The organism is Bartonella fuyuanensis (assembly GCF_014197255.1).
Classification (GTDB): Bacteria; Pseudomonadota; Alphaproteobacteria; order Rhizobiales; family Rhizobiaceae; genus Bartonella; species Bartonella fuyuanensis.
The window spans coordinates 15,147-38,766 of record NZ_JACIFE010000015.1; the positions used below are offsets into that span (position 1 = coordinate 15,147).

The window sequence follows — 23,620 nt, forward strand, 5'->3', positions numbered from 1 at the left end:
ATAATGATGCAAATATTTATCTTATTCCTTGTCAATAGAAACAGAAAAAACTTCTCTCCCAAGAATGGCAAAAAATAAGATTAAGTTTTCCCTGTTACGTTTTTAATTTGTTTGCATCTTTTACAAAGGATACCTACAATCTAAATAAATTCAATAATTTAATGACTATCATTTAAGTTAGTAACAATTTAAAATATCTTATAGAATATGGATATAGTAGGTAAAGTTAAGATAAGGCAAGTAAGAATGGTAACCAAAGTTTTTATTGATGGTGAACATGGTACAACCGGACTACAAATACAAAAACGCTTAGAGCAACGTTCAGATTTACAACTACTTTCTCTTGCTTATAAAGATCGCCATAATGTTTATCTGCGACAAGACTATCTTAATCAAACTGATATTGCTATTTTGTGTCTTCCAGATGCTGCTGCACGCGAAGCAGTTCATTGGCTTAAAAAGAATAAAAATATTAGGATTATTGATAGTTCAACAGCCCACCGTATTACTTCAAATTGGGTCTACGGTTTCCCTGAAATGACAGCAGGGCAAAAAAAGCGTATCCAAGAAGCACATTATGTCACCAATCCTGGATGTTACCCTACTGGTGCTATTAGTTTGATTCGCCCACTCCGCGAAGCAGGCTTACTAGACGCTTATTATCCTATCTCAATTAATGCAATCTCCGGCTATACCGGAGGAGGAAAACAATTAATTACACAAATGGAAAATCAGTCTCAACAAAATATTCGGGAAAATTATTTTATTTATGGTCTTAATCTTGAACACAAACATGTATCAGAAATTAAACTTCATGGACAAATCAATCAAACCCCTATTTTTATACCAAGTGTTGGCCGTTTTCCTCAGGGAATGATTGTGAATCTTCCATTACATCGCTGTTTATTCACAAAATCAGCAAACTGCTCTGATTTGCGCGAAATTCTTTCAAATCATTACGATGGACAAAACATTATTTCAGTTGCGTCACAAGAAGAAACTTCTTCACTTCAAAGACTTAATCCAGAATATTTAGCTAATAAAGATGGTATGAAACTATTCGTATTTGGAAATAATCGCGAAGGCATTTTCAATTTGTGTGCCATATTTGACAATTTAGGAAAAGGTGCATCCGCCTCTGCAGTCCAAAACCTTGATTTAATGCTTTCAGGCAACTAAACTTTATTTGGATACAAGTTTTATTCAACAGAGTGATATGCTCCCTTTGTTGCTCGCCAGTGCGTAACCGCAAAACACAACATTATTAATGCTAAACTTTGATGAATGAGCCCCAAACTTATCGGCACCTCATATAGCAAGGTCAAAATACCTAAAAGTGCTTGGATAATAATCATAATACAGATAAGAAATGCACGACGAGAGTGGGCTGAATGTGGAATATTTTTTTGCACATAGAACGCATGAAGAACTGAAACAATAAATAAAAAATAAGCAAAAAATCGATGAATAAATTGAACCGTTAAGGGATTTTCGAATAAATTGAGCCAAACAGGACTTTGCTGCAACAATCCATCAGGAATAATCTGATCATCCATAAGGGGCCATGTATTATAAACTTTTCCAGCATGAAGCCCTGCAACCAAAGCACCTAGATAAATCTCTATCAAGATGAGCATAACAAGCCAAGCTGCGAAATATTGTATCTTTTGATTTGTTGGTTTTTCTGAATCTTCTGCAAGTCCTCGAGATAAATAAGTAACAAAAATAATAACGAAACATGCTGTTATAAGATGAAATGCTAAACGATATTGACTTACACTTGTTAAATTACTTTGCCCAATCCCTGAAGCTACCATCCACCAACCAACAAAGCCTTGAAATGCGATAAGGATTGGGACAATGATAAGCTGGAGTAAAATATTTTTTTCAATACGCTTAGTTGCCCAAAACCAAATTAACCCGAATAAGGCAACAAGACCAACAAGACGCCCGAGAATACGATGTACCCATTCCCACCAAAAAATGAGTTTAAAAGCACTTAAGGTCATATCACGATTAAGCAGTTTATATTGTGCTATCTGTTGATATTTTAAAAATTCCTCTTGCCATTGCTCAACACTTATCGGTGGAATAATACCGTGTATCGGCTTCCATTCCGTTATCGATAATCCTGATCCTGTCAAACGCGTAGCTCCACCTACTAAAACAATTGCTAAACAAAGTAATAAAATAGAGTAAAGCCATACCTGTATTTGTTTTTTATTTTTTTTTTGCACGGGCATTAAAATGCTATCGTTTAATTTCTTTCCTATCATCTCTAATTGCCCCACGCTTCTCTTCAATTACAATGTCTTTTAAAATTTAAACACTAAACCCTCGTATTTTAGTATGTACTACAACTTTAAGAAAAAACAACCTTACCATTATATATATTTCTCTTTTACGAAGTTTATGATGTAACAACGCGATAAACAATCTTTGGAAAGTTGCTTACCATTCGCATCATCCAAGCCTGTTTATTAAGCACAGTATTGCAAATATAATAGTCTGTTAGCTCTGCAAATTGCTCAAAGCCATATTTAGGTTCGCTTGCCATCTCTAAAATGATGAAATCATACTCTTTTTGAAGTTCTTGTAATATATGAGAAATATCATTTGAAAAATCTTGTGCAGAAACAGCGCTTGTTAGCCCCTGAGGAAGGATATCAACTCCTGTATCATAGTCCCGGTAAATAACATCATGCAACTGAGCATTGCCAGTTAAAATATCACTTAGCCCACGATGTGGACCAATGATTTTCTCTATTTGTTGACCAGAAATATCTATCAACAAAATTGTTTTGTTTTCTTTTATAAGATGAAGCGAAAGTTTTGCTGCTGTCCGTGCAGCTTCTGGTCCAATGATTGAAATAACAGTTGAAGCACGCCATTTCAAAACATCAGACAATCCCTCCATCGTAACAAAAGCTTCAAGATTTTTTATGTTTTGAGAGACTAAAATATTCTCATTCTTCTTGAAATCATTTTTTTCTAATCTCATATCCCCTGCTGATAGTTGGTCTTTTTTGCTTCTAAAGCACAGATACAAGAACAATATTCCTAGCAAAAGAGTAAGAAAACTGGCCAATGTGCTCACAAGAATATTTTTTCCATAAAGCGCCATAAAAGAAACTTGTGTTAACGTTGTTGGTATAACCACGTGAATTTTGGTATTTTGCAAGAGAAGAAAATTATCACTCAATTTCTCATATGAACCAATTGCTTTTTCTCTCCAGTGATCAGACTTTCTCATTGCTTTATCTTGTGCATCAATTGCTGTTTTTATTTTATTTTCAAACTCGTTAAATATTTCATTCAAAGATTGGGATTGATCTTTTACAAAAAGGCTCACTCTTTTTTTGAGCTGTTTTTCCAATTCTGTTGCAATAACCTCATCTGACTGAACTTGATAAACAATCTGTAAAATTTTATTTTTTAATTGATGAGAAATCGCTTCTAATTCCGCAGTCATAGCTTTAATTTGAGGATGAACCCACCCTAATTGCACAGCCATATGTGCTCTTTGCGTTTCCAAGAGATCACGTTTAGATTCAAGAGAAACAATTGCTGAATTTTCTGCAATAAACGATAAGGACAATAAAGATTGCCCACTTTCACGCATCATCTTAATTGTTGAATTCAAACTTGTCAAATGAATACGCTTTAAAGTTGCTTCCGTTAATTGTACAGAAAGATCATGAAGCTCTGTTTGTTTTACACCATGCTGAATAAAAGAATCAATGGATGCACGAAATCCCTGTATAATATTATTGATAGCTCTATTATCATATTGTTTGTTTTCTGATTTATCATTTAACAAAAATTGTTTCTGTGTTATGATTGCTTGTGAAAAGCTAGAAAAGCAAGTTTCCAACCCATGTCGAGCTGCTTCAGGTGTCTCAGCTTCAAAAGTAAGATCGATGAGATCACCATGACGCGATAAATAAATATTTTTCTGATTTTTTTTCTTATCAGAAGCACTTAAAGAAAAACGCAAATTACCTGAAAATCTAAACTGTGAAAATAAAAAGACAATAACATTGTTTTGCTTTTCAATTGGTAATGGCTTTCCTACAGAATCAGATAATGAAAACGTTAAAGTTGCTTGGTAACCACGAGGCTGAACAAAATAATATAACCAAATCAAAGATACACATAGCGTTTGCAACAGCAAAACAATTAAAATGTTTCGCCATGCTATATCTATGAACAGTCTTTTATTACATTTAAGACTCATCTTTATTTTAACCAGCAAAATACTTTTTCATACTGTTTTATTAAGAGAAAGTAGTAACTATCCTCTTAATTTGCTGTTATATTATTTGGGGATAAGAAAAACGTAAAATTTAAGCAAAAATATTCAACAATAGCTTTAAAGAACTTAATTCATATTTTTTTTGATGTTCTCCAATTGTTTTTTTGCTTCAGACGTAACAACGGCTCTAATAGTAACAGATCCATCATCATGTCCTTCTTGCATTATTTCTGCAGAGTTTTCATAAAACCAACCAATAAGCGACATTTCATGAGGCTTTAGAAGATATTCAATGTTTTGCACCTCTCCAAAAATTTGTTTTTCAATGGTTGTTAATAATTGATCTAATCCATCCCCCTTAAGCGCTGATATCATAAAAACAGGATTTAACTGTGTTTTTGCGCTTGTTTGTAAAATATTTAATGTCTGCTCATCCAACATATCAATCTTATTCCAAACTTCTATGATATGTTCTGTATCATTAATATCGATATCAAGACTTGAAAGTACTTCTAAGACATCTTGAGCATGAGCATGATGATCAAGATCTGACATATCTCTTACATGAAGAATAAGATCCGCTTCAACCACTTCTTCAAGGGTTGCTCTAAAAGCTGCAATCAAATTTGTTGGCAAATCAGAGATAAAACCTACAGTATCAGACAAAAGAATAGCTTTTCCATGGGGGAGAACAACTTTGCGCAAAATCGGATCAAGCGTTGCAAATAACATATTCTTTGCTAAAACATCTGCGCCGCTTAAACGATTGAAAAGAGTTGATTTTCCTGTATTCGTATATCCTATCAAAGCAACAACAGGATAAGATATTTTTTTTCTTTTGGCCCTATGAAGTGCACGTGTTTTAATAACTGTTTCTAATTCTCGGCGAATACGAATAATTTTTCCCTGTAAAAGGCGTCTGTCTGCTTCAATTTGTGTCTCACCAGGTCCACCTAAAAAACCACCTCCCCCTCGCTGCCTTTCCAAGTGTGTCCAACTGCGCACAAGCCGTCCTTTTTGATAGGACAAATGGGCCAATTCTACTTGCAAAACTCCTTCCTTTGTTCGTGCACGATCACCAAAAATTTCAAGAATCAAAGCAGTTCTGTCGATAACTTTGCAATTCCATAATTTTTCTAAATTACGCTGTTGTACTGGCGTTAAAAAGTGATTTACAATTACAAGCTCAATAGAATACCCATTTATATAATGAGCTAAAGCACCCACTTTACCTTTTCCAAAGAAAGTCGCAGGATGAAGCGTTGTAATATTAACTGTTTCACAATTAATGACTTCTAACTTTATAGCATGTGCTAACCCCAATGATTCTTTAACACAAGAAGATATAGAACGCTCTCTTAGAGAATTTTTACTTCTATTCTCTTGGAAAATAGGAACCAGAACAAGTGCGCGCACCTGTTTCACCTTCTGCGAAAATACTTCGCCTAATCTCTGATTGTCATTTATCATAGTAATCTAAGTACTTTTAAAATGGAATAAAAACCTATCTTTAATGTACTTATTCAGAACTTTCTCCTTCAAACATCTGTACAGGCTGTCCGGGCATAATTGTAGAAATCGCATGCTTATAAACTAATTGCGCATGTCCATCTCGGCGCAAAAGGACACAAAAATTATCAAATGAAGTTACAATACCCGTGAGTTTAACACCATTAACAAGAAAAATTGTAAGAGAAATTTTTTGTTTACGCACCGTATTTAAAAACACATCTTGCAGGTGTTGTGATCGCTCTGCCATTATTCTTACACCTTCATATTGATTGCATAAAATATTCGTGCATGCATATCGACTGAAAAATATTCAATTGTCAACGTAGAAGCTTCAAAATTTAGCAACAAACAACTGAAATCAGAGAAAAAACAACTCCTTAAAGTAAGAACAAAGCACAACTTATGAAAAAGCTCTCTAAAATTCAAAATTTTTCTATGTTTACTTTTTTATGAGCTTATAATTATAAAGGCAATTTTTTGTACATTCTAAGTTATTATAAACTATATCCACAATAATGAATCACTTTCATTTAGAACTAAGAAAAGTGAGTGGACAACAACATTTATTAACAAATATCAATATTTAAAAGACGTATTCGCACTTCACTATTTTTTGACATTTATATAATTACCCTTATCTCAAAGACAATAGCTTTAAAAAGCTTTTTATAAGCACAAGTTGTAAACAATATTTTTATTTTTATTAAAATCAAATAAATATTTGTTTTTATTATATTTTATAGCCTATTTATATAAGGTATAAGAAACTATGTTAACTTTATCTTGATAAGTTTTCAAAATTTTTCCCTAAGCATATTTCTTTCTAAATAATTAACAGCTAGTATGCAAAAATTATGTGGAAGAGGACGTATCCCTTTTCCGTCTGTAAGAGTACGAGGCGAGTATGGCACGCAAAACCGAATTGCAAACATTTGAAGTTGAAGTTGAAGAAGCCCTCACAAAAGCTATGAATTTTGATTTCAATAACACAGAACTTGAAACGATATCATCTAATAACTCTAAAAATGTTGTTAATGTTGATGATTTGATTCAAAAAATTGCGATGGCAGAAGAAGAATTTTTTGCTGAAAACGATGCTTCAACTTTTGTCTCTAATATTCATGATGACGCTGTTATTGATAAATCCGTTGTCGATCAGCTTTTTGCTCCTAAACCGTCCCCTGATATTTCAGGTGGAACTGTTGACAATACATTATTGTCGACGAAACTTCTTCCTGCAAATGATGATATAACAACTCCTGGAAATTTTAGCCTATTAAAGCAGCGTTCTTCCTCTCGAATCTACTGGTATACAACAGCGCTTAGTGCTTTATGGGTTACGGGAGGAGCTTTTATTGCGCATAAACTTGCACCTACGGGACTTAGCTCCTTATCTAATATCAGCACTTTTGTTACATCCCCAATAGGACTCGCTGTAGCAGCCGGAACGGCAATTCCTATTTTTATATCTTGGGGCGTTGCTCAATTAGCAAAACGTTCAAACGAATTGCATAATATTGCCCTTCTCATGGCAAATGCTGCACAACGCTTTAGCGAACCACAGCATCTATCTGAAAAACAAGCTATCGCTATAGGGCAAACTATTCGTGAAGAAGTCGCAGCAATGAATGAAGGCATTGAACGTACCCTCGGACGTGCTGTTGAACTTGAAGCAATCATTCAAGGTGAAGTTCATAACCTAGAACAAGCCTATGCCGAAAATGAATCACGTATTCATACATTAATCAAAGAATTGAGTAATGAACGCATAGCCATTTTGAATCACGCAGATCGTGTACAATCAACAATTAAAGGAACCCAAGAACAACTGAATGACGAATTTGGCTTAGTTACTTCCAAAATTGTAACTAATGTTGAAAAGCTTGCGCAAACTCTTTCTCAAACTTTACAAAAGCAAAGTGAAGACCTTGTTGAAAAACTTTCCTATGCCGGTAATGGCGTAACAAATCAGCTTGTTGAAAAATTTAACGAAACCGCCACACAAATTCAGCAGAAAAATACAGATTTTTTTTATGAATTAGGAAAAAACTTTGATGGTTTTGCAAAACGTTTTGATCATAATGAAAAACAAATAGAAAAAATCTTTAATGAAACAGCTGCAAAAGCGGAAGCGCGTGCTGCTAAAATTGCAACAGATATACAAGCCGTAACAGATCAAACTTTGCACATTGTTGATGAAAAATTTAAAGCACTGGATAAAGCTATTATGGATCGTAATAATCAGTCTTTACAGAATTTTGATGAAAAGATCTTAAAGCTCGATGAACAGGCATATAAACTCTCTTCTAAATTTGATAACGTAACTACGGAAGCAATTGGAGCTTTTGAACAGCGTTTAGCAACTGTTGATCTTTCTCTTAAAAACCACAGCAGCTCTATCATCGAATCCTTCATAGAACGCAGTAAAATTTTAGAGGATAATGCTGAAAAACTTGATAATTTCTTGGCATCTCATATCTTAAAAATAAATGAAAATCTCCAAGAAAGAACGGCAGACATTACTCACGCGTTTACACATGGACGCGGAGTTATTCTTTCTGCAATTGATAAAAGTACAGAAAATCTGAAAGAAGAATTCCAACATATTGACGATGCCATTGTTGACATCATACAAGAGCGCTCACAAGATTTTAAATTACAACTTTCTGATCAACGAGCTCTCATAGCAGATATGCTCGATAACGAGAAGAATAAAATTGCTGATACATTAAGAAGTCAGATTGATCTCTTAGCTCAAAATACTTCTTATATTGAAAAAGTTTTGACTGATAATGTTCAAGCCGTTGATAAAAAAGCTGAAAATCATATTGCAAATATCGTTCAATGCACTGAAAAATTACAAGAGGTCATTGTACAAAGCTGCAATACAACACAAGATGCTTTAGAAGCGCAAGCGAGAAATATTGATATCCGTGCTGATGCTTTGCGTGATTCTTTAGCAATTAATAGTTTTTCTCTCAATGAAGTTCTTGCTGATCAAGCACGCACACTCGAACAACGCATGGAAATAATTCATAATCTCATTGCAAAAAGTGATATACGTGTCGATGTTGCATTGAAACAACAAATAGATTTAGTTGAGAATGCAATTCTTGCCAACAACAAAAATATTACTGAAACGGTTCAAGACCATATCAGAAACCTTGAAAGCCACGCCGAAATTTTAAAGAATACTCTCTCTCAATCGAGTGGTGTTTTCTTTGAAACTCTTGAAACACGTATGGAATCGTTCGATACAAATCTCGAAGTTCGAGCACACAAAATTTTTGAACGTACAACAACACTAGAAAAAACACTATCTGAAAAATTTAGCCAAGTCTGTGAAGCCATTGATGTGCAAAAATCCGTTATTGAGGAACATTCTAATGCATTGCAAACATCTCTCATGCTTAATAATGAGCAAAATCAGATAATTCAACAAGCTTTGGAAAGCAATGTTAACAATATACGTGTCACCTTAGAAGATTCTGTTAATACAGTTACAGATAATCTACATAATCAGCTTATAAAAGCTTCTAATATTCTTTCTTCTACAAATGAACAAATTCTTTCATCTGTTACAAATATTACTGAGCAAACAGAAAACATTCTCTCAGAATCAAGTGATCGCATTGTATCGAACGTTAAAAAAACAGTTTACGATGCCAGTGAAAAAGTTCTGTCCGTTCTATCTGAACAAACAGCTCATACTATCGAAGCTTTCACAACAGCCAGTCAGAATGCACAAGTATTATTGAATGAAACTATTCACACATCAGCAACAGCAATCGAGCAGGTCCTTAATCAACGCTATGATATTTTTCATCACTCTATGCAAAATCTAAAAAATAATTTAGGATACGAGCTCTCAGATGTAACTAACCGTCTGGAAGATGCAAAAAATCACACAGCGACACAAATTTCAGAACATGTTGGAAAAATAACAGAGCTAACAGATCACTTAAATCAAGCAGCGCAAAATACGACGGAATCAATCGATTCTTTAACACGGCATATCAGTGAACAGCTCTCTCTCTCTACAGAAGATGCTGCACAAAGAATTTATGCACATAATGAATCTTTAGTGAATAGCTTAACCAGAGCTAACTCTGAAACACTTCAAACAGTAACGACTATGAAAGAAGAGCTTGTTCATAATGTCTCATCCATCTTAAAACAGTTGAATCAATCAATTTACAACTTCCACGAAAATAGTAATGTTTTATTATCAGCAGTTCAAAATATTGATGGTCAGTTTAATGAGAGTACAAATAATTTTTTCCACAATACAAACCAAGTAGCAGAGCGTTTATCAGCCTCAAATCAAGCACTCAATAATAATGTTGAAATTCTGCAAGGACTCTCAAAAAATACCTTTGAACAAATTAATCATATAACGAACAGTTTCGGTGAACATGCAAAAACACTTTCTCAAACTATTCATGTTCTTGAACAGTCTGAAAATTCACTTAGTGCAACGCTTGAAGAAAAACATAATACGCTTTCTGTATTAAGCGATGCTCTTGTTTCAAAGTCTCATGAAATTCATCAATTGATTGAGCATTATGAAAAGATCTTCAGCTTAGCACTTGAACGCTCTGATAAGAATGCACGTAACTCCACCAATTCATTCCAACAATCACTTAATAGGCTTATTAGCGAATCATCGACGCGTTTTTCAGAAGCAGCAGAAGAAATACGTCGCTCTGCTGATGAAGTTCGTTTAGAACTTTCAAAAATTAATAATGATATTAATGAAAATGTTAAAAAACTTCCAGAAAAGACAAAAGAAACAACGCAAACAATTCGCACAGCTTTAAATGAACAAATTACAGTATTAAAAGATCTAGTCAGTTTTCTACAAAACGATCAAAAGGGGACAAAAGAACAATTAATATCAGCATTTCCTACATCATCAATGCTTAATAAAAAAAGCGATAGTTCCCTTGAGTCTATAAAAAAGATCGTACCACCTAAACCTATTTTACAACAAGATCCAAGCAAAAAAAGACCAAATAAATGGGTATCGAATCTCTTAGAAAGAGCTTCACGTGATGAAACGTTTTATGACGAAATCCCTACTGATGCTATTTTAACATCAGTACAAACAAAACCGCGTTCTACAAACAGCTCTCTTAATTCATTGGCATCTGGTATAGTACAAGCTATTAATCACAATGCCATTGTTGAGCTATGGGATCATTATCAACGAGGACAAAAAAACATCGTAACAGAACGCCTTTATACCTTGAATGGAAAAAAAATATTTGAAATGATTAAGAGAAAATATATGAATGATTTTGAGTTTAAATGTTCAGTAAATCAATACGTTGCAGATTTCGAAAAGCTCTTACGTGATATATCACGTAGCTCTGGTTCTTCCAACTCGGTTCGCAAATACCTGAGATCAGATACCGGGAAAGTTTATACTATGCTTGCTCACGCAAGTGGCCGAATTCAATAAACAAATTTTTCTCTCCGAAGTACCTTAATTATTCATCATAGAGTATAGGGCGTTTCATTTGCCAATTGTAGCTTTACTGAGATTATTGGCCTGTGGTTTTCTTTTGTATCCTAAGCAATAATCCTAAAAGAAGCACTTAGAATGATATACGCCTACTTGAAATATGTAAGCAATTCTTTTATTTTATTAAGTGAATTTGAAATGAACGAATCTTTATTATGTTCAAATTTTCCATTCAACATAGAGATAATTTATTATAAATTGCAAAGCGAAGCGCTCTACGAAATATATGAATGATTAATCACAAAATTTCCATTTTTAACATTCCAATCTCTTTTTAAATAGCTGATTAAATTATAAATTTCAAATTGTTTTTAAACATTCTTTGACCTCCACATAGAGCTTTAATAAATATATTTATAAAAAACGGATAAAACTAATAGAAAAAGCCCTTCTGTTATTTCCTTATTTTGTAAGCATTGCAAAAAATAATAGCTCAGTAATGTAATATTTAGGAAATATTTTACTTTTTATAAACTAATCAATTTTTAATGCGTTTTATTAAGGAGAAAAAACAAACGTGCTGCTACCAATAAAATTATTCATGCACACAAACAAAAAAACATCAAACTAACTTCCCGATCCAAGAGAATTTGCTCATATTCACGTATTTTGGTATTTAGAGAAATGAGGATCTATTAGGAGCAAAACCTTATCGTAAATGAAACACTCATATAAACATATACTTAAACTTGGATATCATAAAAATGTCTAGAGAACGAAATAATGATTTCAGTTCATCAAAAGCTGAACTTGACAGTGCCGCACTTTTTTATCACCAACACCCTAAACCTGGAAAACTGGAAGTTCAAGCAACAAAGCTTCTTGATAATCAACGTGATTTAGCTCTTGCCTATTCTCCAGGCGTTGCAGCACCATGTCTTGCAATTCATAAAAACCCCAATCTTGCTGCTCAATATACCTCCCGTTCTAATTTAGTTGCTGTTATATCAAATGGAACTGCTGTTCTTGGTTTAGGAAACATAGGCCCCCTCGCTTCAAAGCCAGTTATGGAAGGCAAAGCCATTTTATTCAAAAAATTTGCGAATATTGATGTTTTTGATATTGAAATTGATGCATCTGATATAGAACAAATGGTACAAACGGTTTCGACTTTAGAACCTACATTTGGTGGTATTAATCTCGAAGATATTAAAGCTCCTGAATGTTTTGAAATCGAAGAAAAACTGCGCACTAAGATGAATATTCCAGTTTTTCATGACGATCAACATGGGACTGCCATTATTGTTTCTGCGGCTGTATTAAATGCCTTAAATCTTTCAGGAAAAAAAATTGAAAATGCAAAAATAGTTACCTCAGGTGCAGGCGCTGCTGCTCTAGCTTGTGTTAATCTTTTGGTCCGTCTTGGGGCAAAAGTTGAAAATATTTGGCTTAGTGATTTAGAGGGGGTTGTTTATGAAGGTCGCCAACTCCTTATGGATCGTTGGAAAATCAATTACGCGCAAAAAACTGATGCACGAATTTTATCTGATATTATTGATAATGCAGATATTTTTTTAGGCCTATCTGCTGGTGGTGTTTTAAAGCCTGAAGATCTTAAAAAAATGGCTCAAAATCCATTAATTTTAGCTTTGGCCAATCCAATACCAGAAATTATGCCCGAAGATGCATACTCTGTACGACCAGATGCAATGATCTGCACAGGGCGCTCTGATTATCCCAATCAAGTTAATAATGTACTTTGTTTTCCTTATATTTTCCGTGGTGCACTAGACGTAGGTGCTACTGCAATTAATGAAGAAATGAAAATGGCAGCTGTCCATGCAATTGCTGCCCTTGCACGTGAAGAAACTTCAGATGTTGTAGCACGTGCATATTCAAAAGAACCGTCCAGTTTTGGACCAGATTATCTGATTCCCTCCCCTTTTGATCCACGCTTAATACTGCGCATTGCTCCCGCTGTTGCTAAAGCAGCAATGGCAACTGGTGTTGCTATTCGTCCCATTGAAGATATGGAAACCTACTATGATAGTCTCAATCGATTTGTCTTTCTCTCTGGTTTAACAATGAAACCCGTTTTTGCTGCAGCAAAAACAGCAAAACGTAAACGTGTTATCTATGCCAATGGTGAAGATGAACGCATCCTTCGTGCTGCACAAATTGTTATTGAAGAACAAACAGCAACACCTCTTCTTATCGGCCGTCCACATGTCATAGAAGCAAGATTAAAACGCTTTGGGTTAAGAATTCGTCCTGGTATAGATTTTGAATTGACAAACCCTGAAGATGATCCACGTTTCCGTGATTATGTTAATTTATTTTTTCATTATACAGGAAGACGTGGCGTTACACCTGAAATGGCAAAAACAATAGTAAGAACATCAACAACAGCTATTGCTGCGCTTGCCGTCATGCGTGAAGAAGCAGATGCAATGATTTGTGGCTTAGAAGGGCGTTTTGAACGTCAACTTGAATTGATTGAACAAATTATTGGACTTGATCCTAATGTTCACCGTTTTTCTGCTATGAGTTTACTTATCTCTCAACAGCGTACTCTTTTTCTCACCGATACTTACGTCAATGAAAATCCTTCTGCCGAAGAAATCGCTGAAATGACTGTCTTAGCAGCTCGAGAAGTTGAAGCATTTGGAATAACACCAAAAGCAGCCTTATTATCACACTCAAACTTTGGTTCTAAAAACACAAAAAGTGCACGTAAGATGCGACGTGCAACAGAAATTCTTGCCAAATTACATCCTAATTTAGAAGCAGATGGTGAAATGCATGGAGATGCTGCTCTTTCCAAAGTTTTTCGTGATCGTGTTTTTCCTGATTCTCGTCTTAAAAGCGAAGCCAATTTACTTGTCTTTCCAACACTTGATTCAGCCAATATCACACTCAACACTGTTAAAAGCCTCACAAATGCACTCCATGTTGGTCCTATCTTGATCGGAGCTGCACGTCCGGCCCATATCTTAACGCCTTCAGTAACTTCAAGAGGAGTTGTGAATATAACAGCCCTTTCCGTTCTCGCTGCAAATAGAAAAGTATCCTCGTAAAATAAATGCGCAATAAAATTTCAATTTTTTTTAAATATTGAGTTATAGTATTTCATATACTGTAAACTTCTTTTTTCTATAGAAAAGACAACTATATTCTAGATTAAATCTTTTTTTTAAAGAGAAAAAACGCTAGAAGAGAAGTATTAAATGTATTTTTAATTTACTAACTCTATAATAAGGAATCTACACATTGCCTTCCACATTTGATAAAGTTGCTGATATTATTGCAGAAATCAGCGAAATTGACCGCAATATAATTACACCTGAAAGTCATACAATTGACGATTTGGGAATCGATAGTCTTGATTTTCTTGATATTGTTTTCGCTATTGATAAAGCCTTCGGAATAAAAGTTCCACTAGAACAATGGACTCAAGAAGTCAATGAAGGTACCGTAACAACGGAAGAGTACTTCGTTCTTAAAAACCTTTGTGCAAAAATTGATGATCTCGTAGCCTTAAAACAGGCGGAGTAATTTTTCTAAGCATGCATGATCAATCTGTATTCATCACTGGTATAGGTCTTATAAGCTCTCTGGGAGAGGGGACTGATCAACATTGGAATCTCTTAAATGATCCAATCCGCACACCAAATCTAGATTGTACAACTTTTTCTCCATATACGGTTCATAAATTACCTAAAGTTGATTGGAGTTTACAAATTCCTAAAAAAAGTGATCAACGACAAATGGGAACATGGCAACGTCTTGGTACCTATGCGGCTGGCCTTGCTCTTGATGATGCTGGAATGAAAAATAATAAACAATTCACTTCGACAATGGATATGATAGTAGCAGCAAGTGGAGGAGAGCGTGATATTACTGTTGATACACAGATTCTTTCTAAAGCGCGCACAGTCACCGACCATGCTTCTATGCTAAATATTGCCCTTTCAACAGAACTTCGTCCAACATTATTTTTGGCACAACTTTCAAACCTTCTAGCAGGAAACATTTCAATTGTTCATAAAGTTACTGGATCATCTCGCACATTTATGGGAGAAGAAGGTAGTGGGCTCTCTGCACTTCAAATTGCTGTAGCCCGTATTAAATCAGGACAAAGCACCCATGCTCTTGTAGGAAGTTCCTATAATGCACAAAGTTATGATATGTTGTTGACGCATGAGCTTGGTGGTCTTTTAACCCATAATGGTTGGAGTCCAGTGTGGGATCGTAAAATTCACCCTGGTGGTGGTCTTATAACCGGCTCGGGTGGTATTTTCTTGGTTCTTGAAAGTGGAGAACATGCGAGAGAGCGTAAAGCACGTGCTTATGCTGAAATTAACCAAATCGTTACAGACCAAACAGATAGAACCAAAACTCCACTTAAGGAGTCAATTGCAACAATGTTAAAAACTGTGAACGCTAAATCTTCCTTAGCCATTTCAGCAGCCTCTGGTGCTCACGAAGTAACAAAAGCAGAACGAAATGCTCTTGATGATGCTGATTTATCTTACCGAGGTATTACAACATTATTTGGCTATATGCGAGAAGCACAACTTCCTCTGGCACTTGCCCTTGCAGCACTTTCAATCGAAAAAAGATACTGTTTTCCAGTGTTAAGTCCTCATGAAAAACCTTTTTCTAAAGAAGTACGTGAAATATTTGTTACAACTATTGGTATAAAAAGAGCTGAAGGTATCGTCCGTCTTACAGCTGTTTAAAGGGGAATTTCTATAGTGAAATATTATGATCATTTTGGGCGTCCACTTGTAGCCATAACTGGAGCAGGCATTGTTACATCACTAGGACAAGGAAAACATGATAATTGGCAAAAATTAGTAAGTGGTGTAAGCGGAATCCACAAAATAACACGTTTTCCTATTGAGGGATTAAATACATATATTGCTGGAACAATTGATTTTCTTACGGAAAGCACGCTTGGAGCTTCAGCTCTCTCTGAAAAGCTTGCACATCTCGCAGCTGAAGAAGCTTTAGAACAAGCTGCTATTGATAAAACAAATTTTAATGGACCACTTTTTCTAGCTGCTCCTCCTGTTGAACTTGAGTGGAAAGCACGTTTCAATCTCGATCAAGAAGAAAAATTCAATGGTGAGTCTTCTTATGCACAACTTCTTAAAATCTGTAAGCATAAACTCCATGAAGCACTTTTTGAAACGACACAATTTGGCGCAATTGCAGAAAAACTTCAAAAAACATTTGGCACAAAAGGACTTCCTGTTACACTTTCCACTGCTTGCGCATCTGGTGCAACAGCAATTCAATTAGGTGTTGAGTCTATTCGACGCGGAGAGACAAATCGTGCTCTCACAATTGCGACAGATGGATCAGTTTCAGCAGAATCTTTGATCCGCTTTTCGTTACTCTCTGCTCTTTCAACTCAGAATGATCCTGCAGAAAAAGCAGCAAAACCTTTTAGTCGTGATCGAAATGGATTTGTTATGGCAGAAGGTTCAGGCGCTCTTGTTCTTGAATCTCTTCAAAGCGCATTAAGCCGTAATGCTACAGTTTTAGGAATTTTAGCTGGTTGCGGAGAAACTGCCGATGATTTTCACCGTACACGTTCAAAACCTGATGCCTCACCAGCAATTGAATCCGTTCGTAAAGCCTTAAATGATGCGGAAATCACCATCCATGAAATTGATTATATTAACGCACATGGAACCTCAACACCTGAAAATGAGAAAATGGAATATCTTGCATTATCAACAGTTTTCGGTGATCTTTTAGAGCATATTCCAGTTTCTTCCAATAAATCAATGATTGGGCATACATTAACTGCTGCTGGTGCAATAGAAGCTGTTTTTTCGCTTTTAACCATTCAATCGGGAATCCTTCCACCTACAATAAATTATGATAATCCTGACCCTGCTATTCCTTTAGATGTTGTCCCTCATCATAGCCGTAAAGCCTATGTCAATGCGGTTTTATCAAACTCATTTGGATTTGGTGGTCAAAATATGAGTCTTGTTATCACAGCATATAAAGGATAATCTTTTCTATATAAAATTTTAACGCTAATCTAATAACATATTTAAAAAGGGATGATAATGCGTGCCCTGCAACTCTTCAATAATCGTCAGCTTAAAATCACCAATATTTCTCCGCCATCCTCACCGTATCCAGGTGAAGTCACTGTGCGGATAAAAGCTGTTGCTCTTAATCATATTGATGTTTGGGGATGGCGTGGCATGGCCTTTGCAAAAAGAAAAATGCCACTTATCATTGGTGCAGAAGCTTCTGGTGAGGTTATCCAACTAGGAGATAGCGTTGAACATCTCCAACTCGGACAGATTGTCTCAATTTATGGTGCACAAACCTGCGGAGTCTGTCAAGCTTGCCAAGAAGGACGAGACAATCTTTGCCATCATGTAAAGGGAGTTTACGGTTTTCATCTTGATGGATTTGCTTGTGAGCTTGTTAATTTGCCAGCACGTTTATTGGTTCCATCACCTCCCCAATGCAATGAATTGCAAGCAGCTGTTGCTCCAATTACTTTTGGTACCGTAGAACATATGCTTTTCGATAACGCAAAACTACAAGCAGGAGAAACAATCCTAATCCAGGCCGGTGGTTCAGGTATTGGCTCTGCAGCCATTCAACTTGCAAAACAGATGGGGTGTACAGTTATCACGACTGTAGGTTCAGATGAAAAAATTGCAAAAGTACACGCTCTTGGAGCAGATCATGTGATTAATTATCGTAAAAATCGTTTTGAAGGTGTAGTGCGTAAATTAACTCAAAAAAAAGGTGTCGATGTTGTTTTTGAGCATGTTGGTGTGGATACATGGAACGGTTCTCTGTTGTGTATGAAAAAAGGAGCTCGTTTAGTTACGTGCGGTTCTACCTCTGGTGTTTCTGCACCACTAAATCTCATGCAATTATTCCAGCAACAACTTAAAATATTCGGTTCATTTGGCTGTCGGATTGAAAATATGAAAAATGCCATGCAAAAAATGGCACAAAAAATCGTATATCCTGTCATTGATACAATTGTTGGTCTTGATGAAATCGATGTCGCCCTAAAACGAATGGAGAATCGTAATGTTTTGGGCAAAATTATTCTTAAAATAGATTAAATCATGATGAAACGTTCTCTTAAAAATTTTGTATATCATATTAAAGTTATAACTAAAAAAATATCTTATTGGTTATGGGCATATTTGCTCATTGGTTCTTTATTTATTCTAAAATGCTTTCCAGCAAACCTAGGAATTTCTTTTTTTTCTTGGTTGGCAAAGAAAATCGGCCCGCATGTATATCGTCATCAAATCACACTTGCAAACCTTAGGAGGGCCTATCCAGAAAAAACAGAGAAAGAACTTCATGCGATTGCAATAGAAATGTGGGAAAATGTAGGACGTTTCTTGGCTGAATATATTTTCCTTGATAAAATCTTTGACTTTGATCCTCATTCGGACGAACCAGGTTTCATTGAAGTTAAAGGAACTGAAATCTTTGAACAGTTAAAAAGTGAAAAAAAACCCCATATTTTTTTCACAGCGCATACTGGAAATTTTGAACTTCTTCCTATTTGTGCTCAAAGTTTTGGTTTGAGTATTACAGTTTTATATAGACCACCCAACAATCCTTATATTGCTAAATGCATTCTTAAAATACGACAAACTTCTATGGGACATCTTATTCCCTCCAAAGCCGGTGCGGCATGGGCATTAGCAGCTAAATTAGCAGAAGGAGAAAATATTGGCATGCTTGTTGATCAAAAATTTCATCGCGGTATCATGGGAACATTTTTTAACCGACAACTTAAAACAAACCCCTTAATTATAAAGCTCGCTCGACAATATAACTGTGATATTTATCCAGCACGTTGCATTCGTTTGCCTGGGGGACGTCATCGTTTAGAATTATATGAACGTGTAGAACTTCCACGTAATGAAAAAAATGATATTGATATAGCTGCTTCTACGCAAAAATTAAATGATATTGTCGAAGCTTGGGTCCGTGAATATCCTGGACAATGGATGTGGTTACATAGACGTTGGGACATTTAACATAAGCTCTATTTCCGATAGAAGAAGTGCAAGCGTTAACCTCAAAAGATATCAACGATTTCATTGCAATTACTGCTACATTACGAAATCATGATAATAATTATATCTGGTATAAAACAGATTTTTGAATCCCTTATGCCAAGAAAACAAGCCCTTTTTAAAATTACTCAATTACAATTTTACTATAAATTCAATTTGTTTTATATTGCTCCTGTATAGCAGGACGAAGTTCTACAGATTCACCACACCCACATGCTGAAACCTGATTAGGATTTTTAAAGACAAAACCAGAACGAAGCACTGTCACTTCATAATCTAGCTGTGTTCCTAATAAAAACAATACCGCATCATGTGCTATAAAAACACGAGCTCCATTTACTTCAACAACATCCCCATCTATCTTCTCTTCTTTGACAAGAGTAATTGTATACTCCATTCCCGCACAACCGCCCTTTTTGATACCAATAAGAATACCTCGCGCATTGTTTGCAGCCATAATTGCTTTAATACGATCCACTGCTGCTTGCGTTAAATTTATTACCGAAAAACGGCTCATCATTTACTCTTTTCTTGACTCTATAGACCCTTTAAGCATTCTTATTCTATCTGATATTTTAGAAAAAAATAACAAGACATAAATTAAAATACCTTAATCTTTTTATTAGAACAAAATCCATACCGTTAAAATAAGATTTATAATCGTGCAATTTAGAATTTAAAATTTTTTGTCCACATAAAATATAAAATACCTCTTTTTGAAAAGATTCATCTTTAAAAAAAACTACCAATTAGATAAAGAAAATAAACCTCTCACATTTATATGCTTCCCTCCTTCCTCAATCCATAGCCCTAAGATCACAAATCTTACCCCTTCACAATCTGCAAAAGAAGTTAAATGTATAGATTTATTCATTATAGAGTTAAAATTTTGATGATATCAAAGAACTTTACAAATTCGTTACTTATCTTAAATTAACAACAAAATATTAACACGCAGAGCGTAGGAGCGTTTTGGATTTTATCCTGTTTATTTTTTTCTTGCCTTTAAAGCAACAGTCATTTAATCGTTTTATACAACTCGGAGCGTAGCGCAGTTTGGTAGCGCACTTGACTGGGGGTCAAGGGGTCGTGGGTTCAAATCCCGCCGCTCCGACCATTTTTGAAATGTTCTTAAAATAAAAAAACAAGCTTACTTTGAAATAAAATTATTATGCATTTCAATTACACATGTAAGTTGTTCCGTTAAAATAATTTTCTTTTTTACAATAGCACAAATGAAACGCGAGACTTTTTGCCTCGCGTTATTTTATTTTTAAAAAAATTTATAATTATTTTGTGCTCATATTTTCTAAATTTTCTTTACTCAATAACATCGCTGTTATTATTTTTTGTATTGGATTGTGATGTCTGCACAGTTATCTTTTTGGGTTTTAATTCAGCTGGCATTTCCCTTTTAAGCTGAATATGAAGAAGCCCATCTCCAAGTTCTGCTCCAATAACCTTAACATGATCAGCCAAATGAAAACGCCGTTCAAAAGCACGCGAAGCAATACCTCGATAAAGAAATTCTCGTTCTTCATTGTCATTTTCAGGTTTTCTGTCCCCTTTCACAATCAGCTGGTTACAATGTGTTTCAATATCAATTTCATCTTGAGAAAAACCAGCAACAGCCATAGAAATTCTATAAGAATCTTCAGTTAAACGCTCAATATTATAGGGGGGATAAGAAGACAACTCATCTGGTTGTGTTCTAGAATCAAACCAGTTTAAAAGATGATCAAAACCTACTGTAGAACGATAAAATGGTGAAAAATCTACTTGACGCATAATATTGCCCTCCTCTAGAGCGACTGAAATTTATAATTGATTCACAAAGTTTCCAACCGGCAAACTTACTTGTGAACCCGTAGTCCCATAATGGCAACCACATTATATTATTTGGTAATCGTTTTTCCTCATTTCAACTCTTTTGTCTTTGAATTGACAAAAACTATTTAAAAAGAAATATACCCCTTTCTTAATTCTTCTTCCTTATTACATAAATATCAATAGTTCTCTCATGACCTCATGTTGCACTAAGTTGTAAATATACTGTAAAGGGTATCAATTGAAACCACCACTTTATCGCATAGACTGGGAGTCTACTCCTTCGAATATTCATTATAGCTCTTTTAAAATAGCAATAGATCGCGAAATTCGTTTTGCAATAACATATCCTGAAGTGAAAAAATCTAAGGGAACAATTGTTATTCTCGAAAACTATGCAAGTACTTTAGAAAAATATTTTTTACCAATAAATGAAATTTCTAAACGTGGTTTCCATACGGCAATATTTGATTGGTTTAATCAAGAAAAAATATCCTTCAAGACAAGAAAACTAAACCGACGTTATTATTTTGATATAAATAATGATATTAATGACTTATATGAATTTCTTAAAAATGTTGTTTATCCTAATTGCCCACCACCTTACTCTTTGTTAGCTTATGGCATAGGTGGACTGATAGCACTTAGTGGATTAGATTTCATTAACTATAAGTTTAATAGATTGCTCTGTGTTTCTCCTCTTTTTGCTCCATTCGGCAACAAAACGAATGGCTTTCAACATAAATTAACCCAATTTTTTTCTGATATAGGTCTTGGCTTCATACCAGTGAAAAATGGGAAAAAATTAAAAAAAATAGAGAAAAAAAATACACAATTGAGACACAATCGTAAAGCGCCATCTCCTTTTATTCCCCCTCTAACATCCCAATGGATAGCATCGGTATTTAATGCAATTGAGTCTGTGAAGAAAAACCTATTCCATAGGCATTTACAAATCCCAATACTATTTATTCTTGCCAATCAAAACAATATCGCAAATAATATTGAAGTACGGAAACTATGCCAACACACACGTTTGACAGAAAATATCACTATTACAGGTGCTGAACTTGATACAATTATGGATAAAGAAGATTATAAAAAGCAATTTTGGGCTGCATTTGACGCATTTATCCCCAATAATGTATTGTAAAATAGCGCTCGGCTTTAATTTCTACTCCACCCTATCCAAAACAAAGATTTTTATACTAAAAACACCAGTCTATAAATACTTCCTACGGAGTCAATGCTTATTTTTAAATCATTCATATGATTCGTTTTAGAGACTCTAATATGCACAATGCAAGACATAATCTAAATATTTATTACATCCTCTAACAAAAACACTTAAATAGGCAAATAATATTATTTAATAAAAATAGATATGATTAAATCGCCTTAAGATAATTAATATTTGTAAATAGAATATAAAAATTCTAATTTACAGTATAATTCATAATATTATTTTAATTTTCCACTCCAAATATTCTCTATAGTAATGATTTTTATAAGTTTTTAATAAAATTCTGATAAAAAATAATGCTGAATCAACTTAAAATATTTTGTTAATCCCTCCTTTTTAAAATCACATACATTTCAAATTTAACCAACTCACAACAAATATGCTGTATTCTGAATTAAAAGCTTAAAAATTAACCATTTTGCCATTCATTTCAATTATGAGTATTTTACCACCTTTTTTGTAAATACTCTATATTGTATAATTGATGCTACAAAAACCCTGACAAATGGAGCGATTGGAACATAATCATGAAACGAATCCTGCTCGCAGAAGATGATAACGATATGCGTCGCTTTCTAGTAAAGGCCTTAGAACGTGCAGGCTACGAAGTTGCTGATTTCGACAATGGTATTAGCGCATATGAACGTTTACAGGAAGAACCATTTTCCCTTCTCCTTACTGACATTGTGATGCCTGAGATGGACGGAATCGAACTCGCACGACGTGCTACTGAAATTGATCCTGATTTACGAATAATGTTTATTACAGGTTTTGCAGCAGTTGCGCTTAATTCAAATAATAATGCCCTTCCTGATGCAAAAGTGCTCTCTAAACCATTTCACTTACGCGAGCTTGTAAATGAAGTTGAAAAAATTCTTATAGCTGCTTGAAAGAATATTTTTTCAAATTATTCGTATATAGTAAAAGAGAAAATGAAATTAAATATTGACGTTTATGATCCTATATGGTGTATGCAACATCAATGAATGGGCGTGTAGCTCAGCGGGAGAGCACTACGTTGACATCGTAGGGGTCACAGGTTCAATCCCTGTCACGCCCACCATTTAACTCCTATAAGATAAATAACATATTGATTTTATATAGCCATTTTTAAGGTATGGGATATGTGGATAAAAGTTTGGGAATAGGATTTTTTAACACATCTCGTCATTATTGCGAATCAAGAGTTCTTTTCGGAGTGTTTTTTACCCTACCTGCTATCC

General features: G+C 34.8%; 16 protein-coding genes and 2 tRNA genes. 12 read left to right on the top strand and 6 right to left on the bottom strand.

The features are described from left to right. The first annotated feature begins 246 nt into the window (after nt 1-246). The gene (gene argC / locus GGR08_RS05845; protein WP_183194436.1) at nt 247-1,179 is read left to right on the top strand and encodes an N-acetyl-gamma-glutamyl-phosphate reductase; all 933 of its coding nucleotides are present in this window, start codon (nt 247-249) and stop codon (nt 1,177-1,179) included. A gap of 20 nt (nt 1,180-1,199) precedes the next feature. Here the strand turns inward: argC and GGR08_RS05850 are convergent, their stop codons facing one another. The 4 genes from GGR08_RS05850 to hfq form a co-directional block, all read right to left on the bottom strand. Further along, nucleotides 1,200-2,276 carry a COX15/CtaA family protein gene (locus tag GGR08_RS05850; protein WP_210273967.1) on the bottom strand — a complete coding sequence of 359 codons (1,077 nt, stop codon included), beginning with the start codon at nt 2,274-2,276 and terminating at the stop codon, nt 1,200-1,202. A gap of 134 nt (nt 2,277-2,410) precedes the next feature. Further along, nucleotides 2,411-4,237, bottom strand: a complete 1,827-nt coding sequence (locus GGR08_RS05855; RefSeq protein WP_183194437.1) for a hypothetical protein — start codon at nt 4,235-4,237, stop codon at nt 2,411-2,413. 144 nt (nt 4,238-4,381) lie between these two features. Continuing rightward, nucleotides 4,382-5,725, bottom strand: coding sequence for a GTPase HflX (gene hflX, locus GGR08_RS05860; protein ID WP_183194438.1), 1,344 nt, complete (start codon nt 5,723-5,725; stop codon nt 4,382-4,384). Between the two features lie 49 nt (nt 5,726-5,774). Further along, nucleotides 5,775-6,014, bottom strand: coding sequence for an RNA chaperone Hfq (hfq, locus tag GGR08_RS05865; RefSeq protein ID WP_011179303.1), 240 nt, complete (start codon nt 6,012-6,014; stop codon nt 5,775-5,777). Between the two features lie 657 nt (nt 6,015-6,671). Between hfq and GGR08_RS05870 the strand changes: the two genes are divergently transcribed. From GGR08_RS05870 to GGR08_RS05900, 7 genes are all read left to right on the top strand, one after another. Further along, on the top strand, nt 6,672-11,231 hold the full coding sequence (locus tag GGR08_RS05870; RefSeq protein WP_183194439.1) for a rhoptry family protein: 4,560 nt from the start codon (nt 6,672-6,674) through the stop codon (nt 11,229-11,231). Nucleotides 11,232-11,998: 767 nt separating this feature from the next. Then, complete coding sequence (locus GGR08_RS05875) at nt 11,999-14,311, top strand: NADP-dependent malic enzyme (RefSeq protein ID WP_183194440.1); 2,313 nt, start codon at nt 11,999-12,001, stop codon at nt 14,309-14,311. A 193-nt stretch (nt 14,312-14,504) separates the two neighbouring features. Further along, a complete protein-coding gene (locus GGR08_RS05880; RefSeq protein WP_183194441.1) occupies nt 14,505-14,789 on the top strand; it encodes an acyl carrier protein in 285 nt (94 codons plus the stop codon). An 11-nt stretch (nt 14,790-14,800) separates the two neighbouring features. Next, nucleotides 14,801-15,976, top strand: coding sequence for a beta-ketoacyl-ACP synthase (locus tag GGR08_RS05885; RefSeq protein WP_183194442.1), 1,176 nt, complete (start codon nt 14,801-14,803; stop codon nt 15,974-15,976). 15 nt (nt 15,977-15,991) lie between these two features. Then, the gene (locus GGR08_RS05890; RefSeq protein ID WP_183194443.1) at nt 15,992-17,266 is read left to right on the top strand and encodes a beta-ketoacyl-ACP synthase; all 1,275 of its coding nucleotides are present in this window, start codon (nt 15,992-15,994) and stop codon (nt 17,264-17,266) included. A gap of 57 nt (nt 17,267-17,323) precedes the next feature. Beyond that, nucleotides 17,324-18,352, top strand: a complete 1,029-nt coding sequence (locus GGR08_RS05895) for a zinc-binding dehydrogenase (RefSeq protein WP_183194444.1) — start codon at nt 17,324-17,326, stop codon at nt 18,350-18,352. A 6-nt stretch (nt 18,353-18,358) separates the two neighbouring features. Further along, nucleotides 18,359-19,288: a lipid A biosynthesis lauroyl acyltransferase gene (locus GGR08_RS05900; protein ID WP_183194450.1), complete on the top strand. Its 930-nt coding sequence runs from the start codon at nt 18,359-18,361 to the stop codon at nt 19,286-19,288. 190 nt (nt 19,289-19,478) lie between these two features. Here the strand turns inward: GGR08_RS05900 and GGR08_RS05905 are convergent, their stop codons facing one another. Next, nucleotides 19,479-19,844 (bottom strand): iron-sulfur cluster assembly accessory protein, encoded by a 366-nt coding sequence (locus tag GGR08_RS05905; RefSeq protein WP_183194451.1) that lies wholly within the window; start codon nt 19,842-19,844, stop codon nt 19,479-19,481. A gap of 523 nt (nt 19,845-20,367) precedes the next feature. Here GGR08_RS05905 and GGR08_RS05910 point away from each other — a divergent pair. Beyond that, a tRNA-Pro gene (locus GGR08_RS05910) sits at nt 20,368-20,444 on the top strand. A gap of 203 nt (nt 20,445-20,647) precedes the next feature. Here GGR08_RS05910 and GGR08_RS05915 read toward each other — a convergent pair. Further along, a complete protein-coding gene (locus tag GGR08_RS05915) occupies nt 20,648-21,115 on the bottom strand; it encodes an Hsp20 family protein (RefSeq protein ID WP_183194445.1) in 468 nt (155 codons plus the stop codon). Nucleotides 21,116-21,395: 280 nt separating this feature from the next. Here GGR08_RS05915 and GGR08_RS05920 point away from each other — a divergent pair, with 280 nt between their 5' ends. From GGR08_RS05920 to GGR08_RS05930, 3 genes are all read left to right on the top strand, one after another. Further along, nucleotides 21,396-22,307 carry a serine aminopeptidase domain-containing protein gene (locus tag GGR08_RS05920; protein WP_183194446.1) on the top strand — a complete coding sequence of 304 codons (912 nt, stop codon included), beginning with the start codon at nt 21,396-21,398 and terminating at the stop codon, nt 22,305-22,307. 617 nt (nt 22,308-22,924) lie between these two features. Next, complete coding sequence (cpdR, locus tag GGR08_RS05925; protein ID WP_183194447.1) at nt 22,925-23,287, top strand: cell cycle two-component system response regulator CpdR; 363 nt, start codon at nt 22,925-22,927, stop codon at nt 23,285-23,287. Nucleotides 23,288-23,385: 98 nt separating this feature from the next. Continuing rightward, nucleotides 23,386-23,460, top strand: a tRNA-Val gene (locus tag GGR08_RS05930). Nucleotides 23,461-23,620: the final 160 nt, after the last annotated feature.

Bases quoted from the DNA above. Each gene is read 5' to 3' on its own strand.
- GGR08_RS05885 (WP_183194442.1), top strand. From the start codon at position 14,801: ATGCATGATCAATCTGTATTCATCACTGGTATAGGTCTTATAAGCTCT.
- GGR08_RS05850 (WP_210273967.1), bottom strand. From the start codon at position 2,276: ATGATAGGAAAGAAATTAAACGATAGCATTTTAATGCCCGTGCAAAAA.
- GGR08_RS05875 (WP_183194440.1), top strand. From the start codon at position 11,999: ATGTCTAGAGAACGAAATAATGATTTCAGTTCATCAAAAGCTGAACTT.
- GGR08_RS05915 (WP_183194445.1), bottom strand. From the start codon at position 21,115: ATGCGTCAAGTAGATTTTTCACCATTTTATCGTTCTACAGTAGGTTTT.
- GGR08_RS05895 (WP_183194444.1), top strand. From the start codon at position 17,324: ATGCGTGCCCTGCAACTCTTCAATAATCGTCAGCTTAAAATCACCAAT.
- cpdR (WP_183194447.1), top strand. From the start codon at position 22,925: ATGAAACGAATCCTGCTCGCAGAAGATGATAACGATATGCGTCGCTTT.
- hflX (WP_183194438.1), bottom strand. From the start codon at position 5,725: ATGATAAATGACAATCAGAGATTAGGCGAAGTATTTTCGCAGAAGGTG.
- GGR08_RS05855 (WP_183194437.1), bottom strand. From the start codon at position 4,237: ATGAGTCTTAAATGTAATAAAAGACTGTTCATAGATATAGCATGGCGA.
- GGR08_RS05900 (WP_183194450.1), top strand. From the start codon at position 18,359: ATGAAACGTTCTCTTAAAAATTTTGTATATCATATTAAAGTTATAACT.
- hfq (WP_011179303.1), bottom strand. From the start codon at position 6,014: ATGGCAGAGCGATCACAACACCTGCAAGATGTGTTTTTAAATACGGTG.
- GGR08_RS05905 (WP_183194451.1), bottom strand. From the start codon at position 19,844: ATGAGCCGTTTTTCGGTAATAAATTTAACGCAAGCAGCAGTGGATCGT.
- argC (WP_183194436.1), top strand. From the start codon at position 247: ATGGTAACCAAAGTTTTTATTGATGGTGAACATGGTACAACCGGACTA.
- GGR08_RS05870 (WP_183194439.1), top strand. From the start codon at position 6,672: ATGGCACGCAAAACCGAATTGCAAACATTTGAAGTTGAAGTTGAAGAA.